Here is a 15,640-nt window from a genome sequence, read left to right as displayed (position 1 = left end):
GGGCCGCGTCACCCGATGGCGAGATCCGGATGCGGCGTAGGCACGCCGTAGGCGCCCGCGGCGTACAGCAGCGGTACCCGGTCGCAATGGTGGAGATCCACGACTTCGCCGACGAAGATGAAGTGATCGCCGCCCTCATACTTGAACGTCAGATTGCATTCGAACCACGCCACGCAACCGTCGAAAAGGGGCATTCCCCCGCGCCCGCTGCGCCATTGCACCCCTTCGAAGCGGTCCGGCACGGGCGATGCGAACCGGGCCGCGAGCGGCATCTGATCCGCACACAACACATTGATCGCGAATCGCCCCGACGTCTCGAACACCTCCAGACTGCGGGAGCGCTTGTTGATGCTCCATAGCACGAGCGGTGGCGAGAGCGACACCGAATTGAAGGAGTTGGCCGTAAGCCCGATCGGCGTGCCGTCGGGCGTGGTCGTCGTGACAATGGTCACGCCGGTCGCAAAGCGACCCAGCGCGTGACGGAAATGGCTGGCATCGAACGTGGCGTTCACGGAAGCCTCCTCGAAAAGCATCATGACAATCCTGTCGCATCGCACCGCGACGCGTCCGACCCCGTGCCCCTGGGGCCATGCCGATCGGTATTGCACGGTACCGGATGCGACTTCACTCACTGAGCGCGAGGCGCCGCCACCACCGCCGCCCCGCGGGCGACGGTCCGGTCGCCCACGCGTGCCACGATGTCGCAACGCAGGCGTCGCCGCCCATCGTCACCCTGCGCGCAATCGGCCACCGTGCCGACCACCATCACGGCGTCGCCCGGACGCACCGGCGCATTGAAGCGCGCCTCGATATCGACGATGACCGCCGACGGTCCGGCCCAGTCCGACACCGCGCGCCCCATGAAGCCCATCGTCAACATGCCGTGAGCAATCACACCGCCCAGTCCCGCCTCCTGCGCGTAGCCCTGGTCGTAGTGAATGCGGTTGTAATCGTCCGAGGCCCCGGCATAGCGCACGAGTTGTGTGGTGGTCACCGCCGGCACCGAGAGCGCGAAGGTGTCGCCCACGCGCGCATGCAACAGATGCATCCCGTTCATGCCAGACTCCTCGACGTCACCTGCTGCGCAGACCGATAGACGGTGGTGCGTCGCACGGTGAAAACGCATTCGTGCGCCAAACCGTCGTCGCCCACGAGATGCCCCGACATCACCTGGCGCAGCAGCGACATCGCGCCGCGTGCGCCCTCCTTGTCGTCGATGCCGACCAGTTGCAGACGGCACTCGAATCGCATGCCGGCCACAATGGGTCGGTGGTAGTGAAACCCCATCTCCCCCGCGACGATACGACGTCGGTCGAGCGTGGCGATCCACGGGGGATCCTGCGACGCGCGAAAGCATGTCGGAAACGTCGGCGGCGCCACAATGCCGTCGTAGCCGTGACGGCGGGCAAAGGCGTCGTCACGGTACAAAAGGTTGTCGTCGCCGATCGCGTCGGCAAATTTACGAATCGCGCCGCGTTCGACGTCAACCCGAAACGCCTGCGCGGTCGTGCCGATCCATGAACGGTCGATTTCCGTCATCGCCTCGCTCCTCGTGCTTGCCAGTGTTGCCTGCGCCCATGCGCCATCACTCCACGCGCTCCACGATCGTGGCCGTTCCCAGCCCTCCGCCGCAGCACATCGACTGCAACCCGTAACGTCCGCCGCGCGCTTCGAGTTCATCGACGAGTCCGGCCATCAGGCGGGCGCCCGTCGACCCCAGCGGGTGTCCCATGGCAATCGCCCCGCCGTTGACGTTCACGCGCGACAGGTCGGGCCGGATCTCGGCGAGCCACGCGCCCAGCACCGACGCAAACGCTTCGTTGATCTCGAACAGGTCGATGTCTTCGAGCGCGAGCCCGCTGCGCGCGAGAATCTGTTGTGTCGCCGGGATCGGGCCGGTCAGCATCATCGCGGGATCCACGCCGACGACCAACTGTGCTCGCAACACGGCGCGCGGGCGAAGGCCATACTCGCGCGCCTTCGCCGCCGTCATCAGGAGCACGGCCGCCGCGCCGTCGGAGACCTGACTCGCGTTGCCCGCCGTCACCCGGCCGTCATCGCGAAACGACGCCTTGAGCGAAGCGAGCTTCTCCAGCGACGTGTCGCGACGCACCCCTTCGTCTCGCGCAAGCGGCTCACCGTCGGCGCCGGTGACCGGCACCCATTGGCGGGCGAACCTGCCCGCGTCGTACGCGGCCGCGCTCAGCACGTGGCTTCGCAACGCCAGTTCGTCCAGATAGGCACGTTCGAGCTTCCAGTGCGCCGCAATGCGCTCGGCCGCAATGCCCATCGACGGCATCGAGAAGCGCTCGACGAGTGCGTCGGGATAGCGCTTGCCGTATCGCGGGTCATCGTTGGCCCCCTGCGTCTTGGACATCAGTTCGACGCCGCCGGCGATCACCACGTCGCAGGTGCCGCCGCGAATCAGGTTATCGGCAAAGTGAATGGCCTGTTGCGACGAACCGCAGGCACGTTGGACAGTCGTCCCCGGCACCGTCACCGGAAAATCCGCCATCAACAGCGCCGTGCGCGCAATGTTGCCGGCCTGTTCGCCAACCTGGGTTGCACAGCCCGCGACTACGTCGTCGATCGCATCGGCCGGCACGCCGGTGCGCGTCAGCACGGCACCCAGCACCTGGGCGAGCAGCGCGGCCGCGTGCCACTCGCGCAGGGCGCCACCGCGTCGGCCGACGGGCGTTCTCACGACGTCGACGATGACCGGATCGCGATCACCAAGGGCAGACGCCTTCATTCGGTCGACTCCCCGGACGTCGTCGCCCATTGACTGTTCTTCCGGCCGAGCAGATGGCCCGCGATCATGTTCTTGTGAATTTGCAGCGTGCCGCCGTAGATCGAACCGCCGCGCACTTCGCGGTAGCGCCCCTCCACGGGGTACTCCGTCATGTAACCGTAGCCGCCGAGCAGTTGAATCGCGTCGTCACAGATTTCCTTGGCCGCCTGCGCCACGTATACCTTGGCCACCGACGTCTCGAGCGGCGAAGGCAGCCCGCTCGCGGTGTTGGCCGCGGCGCGCCAGGTCAGCAACTGCGCTGCCTCGAACTTGACCTTCATGTCCGCCAGCATCCATTGCAGCCCCTGAAAGTCGGCAAGTTCGCGCCCGAACTGCTTGCGTTCCTGAACGTACTGAAGTGCGAAGTCGAAAGCGGCCTGCGCCGATCCCAGCATGCGCGAGATGCTGCCCAGGCGTTCGACGTTGTACACGCTGATGAGCTTGGCGAACGCGCGGCTCTCGGCGAGGACATTCGCTCGGGGCACGCGACAGTCGTCGAAGTAGAGCTCGTACTGCCGCTCGCCCGCCATGTTCAGCGTGCCGCCGCTGCACGTAAAACCGGGCGCATCGTGAGGCACCATGATCGCGCCGATGTCGCTCGCGCGCCCGGTATTGCCAAAACGGCAGTAGAGCATGGTGAAGTGATGCCCTCGGGCCGCGCTGATGAAGATCTTCTGGCCGTTGATGATCACGTCGTCGCCCTCGATGCGCGCGCGCGTCTTCATTGCCGTGGCGGCCGAACCGGCATCGGGCTCGGTGATGCCGATCGACACCCCGATCTCGCCGCGCGCCACACCGGCGACGAAGCGCGACTTCTGCGCCTGCGTGCCGAGCTCCAGCACCGCGCCAATCGCGCCCGTGGACGTACGGTGCGCCAGACCGCCCATTGTCGAATCCACACGCTGGATGGTCTGGATGAGCAACAACGTCTCGAGCAGCGGCAGTCCCATGCCGCCGTACTCCTGTGGCATGTTCAGCGCCAGCAGCCCGGCTTCGGCCATCTGGCAACGCAGTCGCTGCAAGGGCGCGAAGTCGCCTTGCGCTTCGGCCTCGTGGGCCTCTTTCGCCAGCGGGAGCAATTGACGGCACAGTTTCTCGGTCGCGTCGATCAGTTCGCGCTGCGAATCGGTGAGCTGAAAATCCATGGAAACTCTCGAAGACAAGATTGACGAAATCGACGCACGCGCTCAGCGCTGGAGCGTCGAATCGAACGATTCGCCGAGTTCGGCCGCCCCAACGATCTGCGCGGTCTTGTCGTGTCCGACGTGCAGGATGTGCGTATTCAGATCCCGGATCAGACGCGCAAGCGGAAATTCGTCGAACAGCGCTGTCGAGCCGGCCAGCATGATCAGCGTATGCGACATCTCCAGGGCGGCGTGCGCGCAGATCGACTTGGCCTGCATCGAGATCAGCTCGGCGCGCTGCACGTCTCCCGCCCGCCAGGCATCGATGGCGTTCTCGAACACCACCTGCGCGCCGTGCAACTGCGTCTTCGCCTCGCCCATGCGCAACTGCACGAACGGATCCTTGCCCCGGCCGCGTTCGACGAGACTGCGACGCACCCACTCATAGGCGCCTTCGATCATGCCGAGGTAGTTCGCGGTAAAGCCGAGATGAAAGCGCCCCTGCCAGCGCCCGCGCGGATACACGCCCGGCTCTCCCAGCACGTGCAGCTCGTCGATGAACACATCGTTCAGATAGATCTCCGGGCTCGGGCACACGCGCATGCCGGTCGGGCGGTACCAGTCGTGATTGATCGTGAGGCCCTCCATTCCCGGCTCGACGATGACCATCAGGTGCGACTTGAAGTATTCCGTCTCGCCTTCGATGGTCGCGAACACGATGGCGACACCGTTCTCGTAACCGTTGGTGGCATAGTTTTTGTTGCCGTTGACGATGTAGCCGCCCTCGACCTTCTTCGCCGTGGTCCTGAGCACGTACATGTGTTTGCGGCCCGCCTCGCTGCCGACGAACGACGACACGCTCATTTTTTGCGTCATCGGCTTGACGAACCGCTCGCGCTGCGCGTCGGTGCCCAGTTCGTCGATCGCCCACGCCACGTGGTTCTGCACCTGCATGCAGTGCGCCGTACCCGGCGACACGCGCGCCACGCGGCGCATGGCCTGCAGGAAGGTGGCCGGATCGTCCGACATCACGTTGCTGCCCAGGCCGCCGTGCTCTTTTCGCACCGTGGCGGTGAGCAAGCCCAGCTCGAACAGATCCTGCAGATTCTCGAAGGGCATGGCAGCCGCGTCGTGACATGCACGCTCGCGCGCCGGAAAGCGGCTTTGCACGACGGCTTCGAGCGCTGCAAGCACGTCGGGGTTGCCCTGCCTGGACAACGAGGGGGTTTCCGCAAAATTCATGTTGCCTCCTGAAAGGGGACCGCCTGAGCCTCCGGAGCGGAGCGATGGGCGGCTTCTATCGCCTTCGGGCCGATGGCGCGCGCAGCGGTGTTCGCTGTCGCGACGGGAATCGTTTCCGCGAAATGACACGTCACCCAGTGGCGCGGCGCGATCTCCCGCGCCACCGGTTTTTCCTCTCGACAGCGTGCGAGCGCGTGCGGGCAGCGTGGATGAAACGGGCACCCCGCCGGGGGATTCATGGGCGACGGAATCTCGCCGGCCACCGCCTGCGCCCCGTGCCCGCCGCGCGCATCGACCGAGGCAATCAACGCCTGCGTGTAAGGGTGGCGCGCGCCCTGCATGAGCGTGGCGGTATCGGCCACTTCCATGAATTCGCCGAGATACAGCACGCCGATGCGCTGGCTCATGTAAGCCACGACCGCGAGATCGTGCGAGATCAGCAGATACGTCAGATCGAGCGTGCCCTGGAGATCCTTGAGCAGGTTCAGGATCTGCGCCTGAATCGACACATCGAGCGCGGACACCGGCTCGTCGAGAATCATGCAGCGCGGGCTCAGGCTGAGCGCACGCGCGATCGCCACGCGCTGACGCTGTCCGCCCGACAACTCGTGCGGGAACCTGCGTTGCGCTGCGCCGGGCAATCCGACAAGTTGCAGCAACTCCGCCACACGGCGAGCGCGCGACGCGTCGTCCAGCGTGCGGTGAATGCGCAGCGGCTCGTCGATGATCCTGCCAATGCGCATACGCGGATTGAGAGCGCTATACGGGTCCTGCAACACCGGTTGCAACACGCGGTGAAACGCCGACCGGGCGGCCGCGTCGAGTTGCCGGACGTTCCGCCCGTCGACCATCACGTCGCCGCTCGTGGCCGGTTCGGCGAGCATCAGCATCTTCGCGATGGTGCTCTTGCCGGAGCCCGACTCGCCGACGAGTCCGAAGGTCGCCCCTGGCTCGACGTCGAAGCTCACGCCCGCCACCGCATGAAGCGGGCGCGCACGGCCCAGCAACCCGCGACGCACGTCGTAGGTCTTTCTAAGGTTTCGAACCGAAAGATACGGTTGCGACATCACGCCACCTCCCTGCGCGCGGACGTTGCCGGATCAGTACGACCGGCCGGCGGCGCCGATTTCGACAGCATCTGCATCGTCTGCCAGCAAGCGCTGCGCCGCGCGCCACCCTGCCACTCGAACCAGTCCGGATACTGACGCCGACATTGCTCGGTGGCGAGCGGGCAGCGCGGCGCGAACCGGCACCCCTGTGGCCAGTCCGTCAGACCCGGCTGTTGACCCGGAATCGCCTCGAGCCGCTTTTCATACCGCCCGAGCGACGGCACGGCGCGAAGCAAGCCGGCGGTGTACGGGTGGGCCGGGCGCGCGAAGACATCGGCAATCGGCCCGGACTCCACGATGCGGCCGCCATACATGATCGCCACGTCGTCGCAGAACTGCGACGCCAGATGCAGATCGTGGGTGACGAAGATGAGCGCCATGTTGCGCTGCTGCTGAAGCTCCCGAAGCAGCTTGAGTATCTGCAACTGGACAGTGACATCGAGCGCCGTCGTGGGCTCATCGCAGATCAGCAACTCGGGCGAGAGCGCGATATTGATGGCAATGGACACGCGCTGGCGCATGCCGCCGCTGAACTGGAACGGATAGCTGTCGAGCCGCTCCAGCGCGGCCGGGATCTTCACGCGCTCGAGCACTTCCACGCTTCGGCGGCGCAGTTCGGCCTTGTCGCGTATGCCCTGATGCACGCGGAAGATTTCGGCTACCTGATCGCCAATGGTCAGCAGCGGGTTGAGCGAGGTCATCGCGTCCTGCAGAATCATGCCGATCTCGCGCCCGCGAACCTTGGCCATCTCCGCCGACGACAGTCTTGCGAGATCGCGCCCCTTGTAGCGCACCTCGCCGTGCACCAGGCGGCCGTTCGACGGCAACAGGCCGAGCAATGTGTTGCATGTCATGCTCTTGCCCGACCCGGACTCGCCGACCAGCGCGAGCGACCGGCCGGCGTCCACGCGCAGGCTCACGTTGTCGACGGCGGTGACCACGCCGTGCTTGCCCCGCAGCATCGTGGTGAGATGGCGCGCCTCGAGCAGTGGATGAACGCTCATCACCACCCCCTCGACATCGTTGGGCTCAGGCGATCGCGCAACGCGTCACCCAACTGGTTCGCCAGCAGCACGGTGACCATCAGGACCATGCCCGGAATGCCGCAGATCCACCACGCGGTCTCCAGATAACCGCGTCCGTCGGCGATCATTGCGCCCCACGACGGCGTGGGCGGCTGGACACCGAGACCGAGGAACGAGAGCGTCGCTTCCAGAATGATGATCGTGCCGATATCGAGCGTGGCGAGCACGATGAAGGTGTTGACCACGTTGGGCACGATGTGGGCGAACATCACCCGAAAGCGCGATGCGCCCGCCAGCCTGGCCAGCAAGACGAAGTCTCGCGAGCGCAGCGAGAGCGCTTCGGAACGCGTGACCCGGGCGAAGCGCGCCCAGTTGGCCAGGCTCAGCACGATCACCAGATTGAAGACGCTGAAGCCGATGGCGCCCACGAGCACCAAGGCGAGAATGACCGCGGGCAGGGCCAGCTGAATGTCGGCCACCCGCATCGCCACCGCGTCGACCCATCCGCCGAGAAACCCCGCCGCTATGCCGAACAGGCTGCCGAAAATCCCCGCGATGAGCACCGCGCAGAACGCCACGTACAGCGAGATGCGCGAGCCCCAGATCACTCTCGAGAGCAGGTCGCGTCCGAGCTGGTCGGTGCCAAACCAGTGCGCCGCCGAGGGCGGTTTGAGGATGTCGCTCAACGAAATCGCATTGGGGTCGTAAGGCGAGAACCACTGGGGCGCGAGCGCGACGACGATCAGGGCCAGCGCGAGCACAAGGCACGACCAGAGCTGGACGTCGCGCCAAAGGCGGCGGCGCGCGCGCGCTTGCGGTACCGGGACACAGGTCTCGGCCGGACGTTGCTGCAAGTCGAGGGGAGTGGCCTCATGCATAGCGAATCCTCGGATCGACGTAGGCGTAGAGCACGTCCACCGCCAGGTTGAGCAAGGTGAAGATCAGCGCGCCGACCGTGACGGCGGCCTGCACGACCGTGTAGTCGAGGTTCGAGATCGAGTCGAGGATCAGACGACCGATGCCCGGCCACGAAAAGATGAATTCGACCGACACGGCGCCGCCCATCAGAATGCCGAACTGAAGCGCGGTGAAGGTGATCATCGGCAGCAGCGCATTGCGCAGCGCGTGCCGGAAGATGATGGTGCGCTCCGGCACCCCCTTAATGCGCGCGAACTTGATGTATTCGGTGTCGAGCACTTCGGACATGCTCGAACGCGTGAGCCGCATGATGCCCGCCGCCGAATACCAGCCCAGCGCCACGGCCGGCATGACGAGATGCGAAAACGTGCCATAGCCGTTGGTCGGGAACCATGACAGCTGAATCGAGAACAGGCGGATGAAGAGCAGGCTGAACAGGAACGGCGGCGCCGCCTGCCCCAGGACCGCGAAGAGCTTGGCGCACTGATCCACCGCGCCGCCGCGGCGCACGGCCGCCACCGCGCCCAGCGGCACGCCCACCAGAATGCCCAGCGCCAGCGCAGACGTCGTGAGCAGCAGCGTCGGTCCCAACGCGCCGAGCACCACGTCGAGGGCCGGCCGCGAGAACCGGTACGACATGCCGAGCTGCCCCTGTAGCAGATGCCAGAGATAACTGGCGTATTGCACCGGAACGGGACGGTCCAGCCCCATCTGGTGACGTAGCACCGCCCGATCGGCTTCCGTCGCTTCCGGCGGCAGCATCAGGTGCGTCGGATCGCCGATGAGCCGCACGATCAGGAAGATCACCAGCGTGACGAGCAGAACCGTGATCAGCGATTGCGCCACCCGGCGCGCGAGGTAGCGAATCATGCGAGCGTCCCCTTGTCGGTGCCGCCACCGCCGGCGCCCGCGCTTTCGCTATCGGTGATGTGCGCGGGTTCATCCACGCGCTCCGCCGCGTCGCGCCACACGTGCGGCGGGTCGCCGTCGCCGGCCGAGAGCTTGCGCGTCGCGCGCTCGCGCAATTCGAGCTTGCGAATCTTCTGGCTTCCGGTAAGCGGCCAGGCGTCGACGAATTCGACATAGCGCGGCACCTTGTAGCTCGCGATATGCTCGCGGCAATATTGCTGCAACGCGCGCGGCGAAATGTCCGCGCCCGTCTGGCGCTCGACGTACGCATAGCCCACTTCGCCCAGACGCGCATCCGGCACCCCGACCACGACTGCCTGACGCACGCCGGGATAAGTCTTGAGGAAGACTTCGATCTCCTGCGTGGCGACATTGAAGCCACCCGGCTTGATCATCTCCTTCACGCGCCCGCGATAGGTCAGATAGCCGTCGCCGTCGAGCTCGCCGAGATCGCCGGTAAGCAGCCATCCCTGCGCGTCGATGGCCTTGCGATCCTCCTCCGGCATGCGGTAGTAGCCCTTCATCACCACGTAGCCGGAGACGCAGATCTGTCCGATCTCGCCCGCTGGCAGCGGCTCGCCCGTCTCGATGTCCGCGATGCGGATCCGCACGTCGCGCACTGGCCTGCCGTTGGTGCGGGAGCGCTTCTCGTACGGGTCGTCCCAGCGCGTTCGTACCACGGCGTTCGATGTCTCCGACATGCCGTACGCGCTGACCAGCTCGGGTACCCCGAGCGTGCGGCTCACCCACTCGAACGAAGCCGTGGGCAGCGGTGCGCCCGTGCCGGTTCGCAGGCTCGACAGGTCGTATCGACCGACGTCGGGAAACGCCTTGAGATCCTGCACGATGGTATCGACGAAGAAGCTCACGGTGATGCGTTCACGTTCGACCAGCTCGCAGAACAGCTTTGCGGAGAACTGGTCCGCGATGACCATCGCCGCGCCGGAAAGCGCCATCGCCAGGGTGTAGAACGTGCCCGTGGCGGTAAACAGCGGCACGCACGACAAGTAGCGATCGCGAGAGGTCAGTCGCAGGCACTGCGCCGCGTAGTGGTTGTTCCCGAGCAGCGCGCCGTGCCGCACCATGGCGCCCTTCGGGAACGACGTGGTGCCCGAGGTGTAGAGAATCTGGGCGACATCGTCCGGGCCGACCTGCGCGCACCGGCGAGCGAGCGCGCCGTCCTCGAGACAGCGCCGGCCGTGGGCTTCGATGGCGTGGAAGTCTTCCATGCCTGCCGGCAGCGCGCGGTCTGTCGGCAGGCCGATCACGCGCCGCAGCGCCGGCATGCGTTCACAACGCCACGCGCCGCGGCGCTGCCGCGTCCAATCGGGGTCGAGTTGCGCGAGGATGTCGAAGTAGCGCACGCCCCGCCCCGTGACACCGCCGCGCTCCTGCACGATCAGCGTGGTCGCCTCCGACTGGCTCAGCACATACGCCACATCGCTGTCACGAAACCGGGTGTTCACGGGCACGAGCACCGCACCGATCATCGGCACGGCCCATCGGGCGATGAGCCATTGGGTGCCGTCCGACATCCACAATGCGACGTTCTCGCCGGGACCCACGCCCAGCGACATCAGCCCGCGGGCAAACGCGTGAATGCGCTCGACCAGCTGCGCGAATGTCAGTCGGGTCTCGCCGTGCACCACCGCTTCGCGATCGCCATGCATTCCGGCAATGCGGGCGAGCGCGCTCGAGAAAGTCTCGCGCGTCCAGTCGATCGCGTCGATCGCGTCGAGCGCTCCGTGCGCGGACGCGGCGCCCGCCCCGCCCAGCGTCGTCGGCGCCTCTCGCGGAACCCATACGCTGTCGTCGTCTCGATTCATGGTCTGATTCATCGGTTCACGTTCGCTCGCATCCGTTCATTTCGCCAGCGCCTGCCGGGGAGCCGCCTACTTCCAGCTCAGATTGCGCAGGTTGTAGTAGCCGCTGCCGTGTTGCGGCTCCCAGTTCAGCTTCACGTCCTGCGCGAAGGTGTAATACAGCTCGGTGATCAGCACGGCGTGGCCGTCGTCGTGCAACAGCCGTCCGATCTTCTTGAAAATCGCGTCGCGCTGCTCGCGGGACGTCGCCGCATCGCCTTGCGCCACGAGCGTCTCGACTTCCGGGTTGTAGTAATCGGACCACGTGCCTTCTTTCGTGGCCGCCCCGCTGATCGGATGCACCGGATCGTAGATGGCGTTGGAGAACTGCATCATCGTCATCGGTCCGCCCTTGTGCGTGTTGTTCAGGCGACTCCACGCAGCGTAGTCGATGACCTTGACGTTGGCCTTCACGCCCACCGCCGCCCAGTACGCGGCGATGACTTCGCAAAGCTCCTTGGGGTTGTCCGTCGGGCACAGCAGATCGGTCGTGAAGCCGTTCGGGTAACCGCCGCGTGCCAGCAGCTTCTTCGCCTGCGCCGGATCGTACGGATACGGCTTGAGCGCACGATCGACGCCGTACGGGTAGCTCGACGAAACGTACGACGACATCTGCGCCCCCACGCCGTGCAGTGCCTGATCGATGATTGCGCGGGTGTCGAGCGCATAGTTCAGTGCGAGGCGAACGTCGCGCTTCGAGAGCGGTGTGCCGGGCACGTTGGAGTAAAGCCGCACCGCGAGGGGGCTGCCCACGGGGACCGACTTCACCGCGAGTCCGGCGTTGGCTTTCAGCCGCGCCACGTCGACACTCGGCACGTAGTCGATGGCGTCGACCTCGCCGCTGAGCAACGCGTTGATGCGACTGCTTGCCTCGGGAATGACCTTGAAGACAAGGTGCCTGATGCCCGGCTTCGGTCCCCAGTACCCGTCGAAACGCTCGAGCGTGACCGATTGGCCGATCTTCTGCTCGACGAACTTGTACGGTCCCGATCCGATCGGGGCACGGGCGAACGCTTCCGGTGTGGGCAATGCTTCGGTGTACGCCTTGGGCACGAGCAGCAGATAGCCTGCGATCTTGTTGAGGAACGCCCCGTCCTGACGCTTCAGATGAAAGACCGCGGTCGTGTCGTTCGGTGCATCGACGCGATCGACGAGATTGGCAAAGTATGGCCGCCGGGTGCTTTTCGTCTCGGGCGCCACGATGCGCTCGAGCGAGTACTTCACGTCCCGGGCGGTGAGCTTCGTGCCATTGTGGAACTTGACGTCCTTGCGCAGGGTGAACGTGTACTGCAGACCGTCGGGGGAGATAGTCACCGCGGTGGCCACGCTCGGCTTCAGATTGCCGTCGATATCAAACGCGTAGAGCGTGTCGAACAGTTGCCAGCCGTAGCGCTGCGAATCCCCCGTGGCCGCCACCTGTCCGTCGAGATTGTTGATGTCCTTGCCGACCGCGAACACGACCGTATCGCGATTCACCGATGGCTTTCCGCCGATGGCCATGGCCTCGGTGGATGTCCACGACGCCACGCCCAACGCCAGACCGGTTCCGATCCATGCGATCTTGCGCAGCCATGCCTGCAATGCCCGTGTGTGCATTGAATTCTCCGAAGGAAGACGCCGGACGAAGCCTTACCGCAACGTTTCCGGACCGCCCTTGACATAGATGATCTGCCCGGAAACGAACGACGCGTCGTCGCTGCAAAGGAAGGCCACCACGTTCGCGATATCGCGCGGAACACCGACGCGGCCAAGCGGAATGCTCCTGGCGCGCTGCCGCTTGTATTCCTCGGGATCGATGCCGCGGCGTTCCGCCGTCTGACGCGTCATTTCGGTGTCGACGAACCCCGGCGCCACCGCATTGACGTTGATGTTGAAGGGCCCCAGCTCGATGGCAGCCGTGCGAGTGAAGGCCTGCAGACCCGCCTTGGCCGACGAATAGTTCGCCTGCCCGCGATTGCCGAGTGCCGATGTGGAAGAGAGATTGACGATCTTGCCGCTGCGTTGCTCGACCATGTGCCGCTGCGCGGCGCGCGTACACAGGAAGGTGCCGCGCAAGTGAACGTTCATGACGCGGTCCCAGTCATCGACCGACATCTTGAACAGCAGGTTATCTCGCGTGACACCCGCGTTGTTGACGAGAACATCGAGCCCGCCGAACCGCGCCAGCACCTGCGCCACCAGCGATTCCACCTGCGCCTCGTCGGTCACATCGCAACCGAAGCCGAATGCCTCGCGTGTGCCGTCTTGCCGCAGCGCGTCGGCCGCCGATTGCGCCGCGTCCGCCGATATGTCGCAGATCGCCACGCGTGCACCCTCCTCGGCGAACCGTTCAGCCGTCGCGTAGCCAATGCCACGCGCGCCGCCGGTCACCAGGACCACCTTTCCCTGGAAGCGATTGCTCATGCGCTTGCGTCTCCTGGTTATGGCGCTGCCTGATCTGTGCCGGCAGTCGTCGTCATGCAGATCAGTCTAGTCACGCGCCCGCAAATGGTCAATATTTGAAACAAATAACTTTTAACGAAATTCATCAGGGATAACTCTCAGTTCAATCGATACATCATCGGTTATCTTTATAACGCAAGCTGTAGCCAGTCTTTATATGGATTTATGCTTAGCAAATCACGACATTCCGGCTTGCATTCCGGAGTGATTCAAGCGCAATATTTGTTCCACTATTTGAACATTCTCAAGACAATCGATGAGAGACGCACCGAAGGCGGCGCGACGTCCGCCCAGCCGGACGCCCGGCGCCCCCATCGCATCAGGCGCGCAACGCACCCACGCCACGGCGGTCCGCACCGCCCGCTTGCGCCGCGTTGCGCCCGGCAATTCGCCCACCGACAATGCACTCCGCGAGGTTGCCACCCGCCATGTAGATGTGGCCGAATGCACTGCCGAGCTCCCCTGCCGCGAAGAGCCCCTCGATGGGATCGCCGAACGGATCGAGCACGCGCTGCGACGCGTCGTGCACCGGACCGCCCTGCGTATTGATCACCACCGGCCACAGCAACGCCGCATAGAACGGCCCCTCGCGCAGCGGCACCATGGTCTCCGGACGCCGGCCGAATGCGGCGTCGCGCCCCACATCGCATCCCGCATTCCACTCGCGCACGGTGCGCAGCAGCGCCTGCGCATCGATGCCGAGCCGGGTCGCCAGCGCCTCGAGCGTGTCGGCCTTTATCAGCAAGCCGTTCTCGACCTCCTTGAGGTTGTCCGCGCTCCACTCGTACCAGGCGTCGCGATCGTTGGTAATCGAGCGTCCCATCGGATACATCCGACGCCCGGCTTCGTCGAAGATCAGAAACGACGGCAGCCGGTCGTGTCGATACGCACACGGATCGAAATGATCGAACTGACGCACGCCGGTGTCGGAGATGTAGGGGGGATATTCATTGACGTAGCGTCGCCCGCGTTGATCCACGATGATCCACGCCATTTTCGGCAATTGCTTCGCCCCCCGTTCCGGCGTCCACATCGGCAGGATCTTGGCGTAGATGCCGAACGGGTACGACGGGTCCGGATGCCGGATCCCGTACGGGCCGTGGTGGTGCCACATATGCCAGAGCGCCGCGCCGGCCGCCTGCGCCATGCGGATGCCGTCGCCCGTGTTGCCGCGAAAGCTTCCCGGCAACACGGGCGTCGAGACGAAGTACTGCCGCTTCATGTCCTCGTCGGCCTCGAAGCCGCCGCAAGCCAGCACCACCGCGCGGCGCGCCCGCACACAAATCACGTCGTCACCGCGACGCAACCTCACCCCGCACACTTCGCGGCCCGCATCCTGCACGAGACGCTCGACCGGCGTGGAAAGCCACACGTCGATCCGACCATCGGCACGACGCGCCTCGACGTTGTCGAGCAGAAGCCTGAAAAGCAGGCAGCCCGGACGAAACGGCCGCGCCGCAAGGTAGCCCGCCGGGTCGCCAAAGCCGGGAATCGATTCGATGTCCGCGTAGGCCAGCGAATCGCATCCGGGAAACGGATAGTTGCCCACGGCCGACTCGACACGCACGACCGCGCCATCGACACGCGCGAGATCGCGCAGGTAGCCGGCGACTTCGGTCATGCCGAGCGCCAGCGCTCGCAGCACGTCATCCGGCGTGCGGCCGCCACAAGTTTCGCGAAGGTATCGAAAGGCGGCATCGGCGTCATCGGCAACACGCACACCCCCCGCCGACAGGATCGAAATGCCCCCGGGGTCTGGCATCTTCTCGATGAGCAGCACGCGCGCGCCAGCATCGGCGCTCTCGATGGCCGCCACCGCGCCGGCGGCACCGTACCCCACCACGATCACGTCGTATTCCGCCTGCCACTGCGAGGCCGCGCCGGACGCGGCCCGATGTTCCGAAGCACTCAGGAAAGCAACCATGTGTCGATGACTCCCACTTGTCGACTGCAAATCGTTTGTTGAACCACGCGTCATGACCCGGAGGAAACCGAGATGCCCAACCACGCCGTTCGCTCTGAAATCACTGGCACTGTCTGCCAGGTACTGGTCGCCGAAGGCGACGCCGTCGCCGAGGACCAGGCGCTCCTGATGGTCGAGTCGATGAAGATGGAGATTCCCGTGATCGCACCCCGTGCCGGGCGTGTCACGAAAGTGCACGTCAACGTGGGAGACCCCATCGGCGAGGGCGAGGACGCCGTGAGCCTCGACACCTGA

General features: G+C 65.3%; 15 protein-coding genes. 1 reads left to right on the top strand and 14 read right to left on the bottom strand.

What is annotated here, in order from left to right; genetic code table 11:
• Nucleotides 1-8: 8 nt before the first annotated feature.
• From LV28_RS26515 to LV28_RS26450, 14 genes are all read right to left on the bottom strand, one after another.
• On the bottom strand, nt 9-536 hold the full coding sequence (locus tag LV28_RS26515) for a flavin reductase family protein (protein WP_023872451.1): 528 nt from the start codon (nt 534-536) through the stop codon (nt 9-11).
• A gap of 92 nt (nt 537-628) precedes the next feature.
• The gene (locus LV28_RS26510) at nt 629-1,057 is read right to left on the bottom strand and encodes a MaoC/PaaZ C-terminal domain-containing protein (RefSeq protein WP_023593958.1); all 429 of its coding nucleotides are present in this window, start codon (nt 1,055-1,057) and stop codon (nt 629-631) included.
• The gene (locus LV28_RS26505; RefSeq protein WP_024788442.1) at nt 1,054-1,539 is read right to left on the bottom strand and encodes an FAS1-like dehydratase domain-containing protein; all 486 of its coding nucleotides are present in this window, start codon (nt 1,537-1,539) and stop codon (nt 1,054-1,056) included. Before LV28_RS26505 ends, LV28_RS26510 begins: the two co-directional genes overlap by 4 nt.
• Before the next feature lie 46 nt (nt 1,540-1,585).
• The gene (locus LV28_RS26500) at nt 1,586-2,752 is read right to left on the bottom strand and encodes a thiolase family protein (RefSeq protein WP_038618950.1); all 1,167 of its coding nucleotides are present in this window, start codon (nt 2,750-2,752) and stop codon (nt 1,586-1,588) included.
• Nucleotides 2,749-3,936 (bottom strand): acyl-CoA dehydrogenase family protein, encoded by a 1,188-nt coding sequence (locus tag LV28_RS26495; protein ID WP_023593955.1) that lies wholly within the window; start codon nt 3,934-3,936, stop codon nt 2,749-2,751. Before LV28_RS26495 ends, LV28_RS26500 begins: the two co-directional genes overlap by 4 nt.
• Before the next feature lie 42 nt (nt 3,937-3,978).
• Complete coding sequence (locus tag LV28_RS26490; protein WP_023593954.1) at nt 3,979-5,157, bottom strand: acyl-CoA dehydrogenase family protein; 1,179 nt, start codon at nt 5,155-5,157, stop codon at nt 3,979-3,981.
• On the bottom strand, nt 5,154-6,224 hold the full coding sequence (locus LV28_RS26485; RefSeq protein ID WP_023593953.1) for an ABC transporter ATP-binding protein: 1,071 nt from the start codon (nt 6,222-6,224) through the stop codon (nt 5,154-5,156). The genes LV28_RS26490 and LV28_RS26485 overlap by 4 nt, the downstream gene beginning before the upstream one ends.
• Nucleotides 6,224-7,270 (bottom strand): ABC transporter ATP-binding protein, encoded by a 1,047-nt coding sequence (locus LV28_RS26480; RefSeq protein WP_023593952.1) that lies wholly within the window; start codon nt 7,268-7,270, stop codon nt 6,224-6,226. The genes LV28_RS26485 and LV28_RS26480 overlap by 1 nt, the downstream gene beginning before the upstream one ends.
• The gene (locus LV28_RS26475) at nt 7,270-8,169 is read right to left on the bottom strand and encodes an ABC transporter permease (protein WP_023872458.1); all 900 of its coding nucleotides are present in this window, start codon (nt 8,167-8,169) and stop codon (nt 7,270-7,272) included. Before LV28_RS26475 ends, LV28_RS26480 begins: the two co-directional genes overlap by 1 nt.
• A complete protein-coding gene (locus LV28_RS26470) occupies nt 8,162-9,079 on the bottom strand; it encodes an ABC transporter permease (RefSeq protein ID WP_023872459.1) in 918 nt (305 codons plus the stop codon). The genes LV28_RS26475 and LV28_RS26470 overlap by 8 nt, the downstream gene beginning before the upstream one ends.
• Nucleotides 9,076-10,944 (bottom strand): AMP-binding protein, encoded by a 1,869-nt coding sequence (locus LV28_RS26465; protein ID WP_160117961.1) that lies wholly within the window; start codon nt 10,942-10,944, stop codon nt 9,076-9,078. The genes LV28_RS26470 and LV28_RS26465 overlap by 4 nt, the downstream gene beginning before the upstream one ends.
• A 66-nt stretch (nt 10,945-11,010) precedes the next feature.
• Nucleotides 11,011-12,576, bottom strand: coding sequence for an ABC transporter substrate-binding protein (locus LV28_RS26460; protein WP_023593948.1), 1,566 nt, complete (start codon nt 12,574-12,576; stop codon nt 11,011-11,013).
• 33 nt (nt 12,577-12,609) lie between these two features.
• Nucleotides 12,610-13,383: an SDR family NAD(P)-dependent oxidoreductase gene (locus LV28_RS26455; protein ID WP_038618955.1), complete on the bottom strand. Its 774-nt coding sequence runs from the start codon at nt 13,381-13,383 to the stop codon at nt 12,610-12,612.
• Nucleotides 13,384-13,741: 358 nt separating this feature from the next.
• Nucleotides 13,742-15,346, bottom strand: coding sequence for an FAD-dependent oxidoreductase (locus tag LV28_RS26450; protein WP_081326798.1), 1,605 nt, complete (start codon nt 15,344-15,346; stop codon nt 13,742-13,744).
• Between the two features lie 72 nt (nt 15,347-15,418).
• Here LV28_RS26450 and LV28_RS26445 point away from each other — a divergent pair, with 72 nt between their 5' ends.
• Nucleotides 15,419-15,640 carry a biotin/lipoyl-binding carrier protein gene (locus tag LV28_RS26445; protein WP_023593945.1) on the top strand — a complete coding sequence of 74 codons (222 nt, stop codon included), beginning with the start codon at nt 15,419-15,421 and terminating at the stop codon, nt 15,638-15,640.

The organism is Pandoraea pnomenusa (assembly GCF_000767615.3).
GTDB classification, from domain to species: domain Bacteria; phylum Pseudomonadota; class Gammaproteobacteria; order Burkholderiales; family Burkholderiaceae; genus Pandoraea; species Pandoraea pnomenusa.
This window is presented reverse-complemented; position numbering and strand designations above follow the sequence as displayed.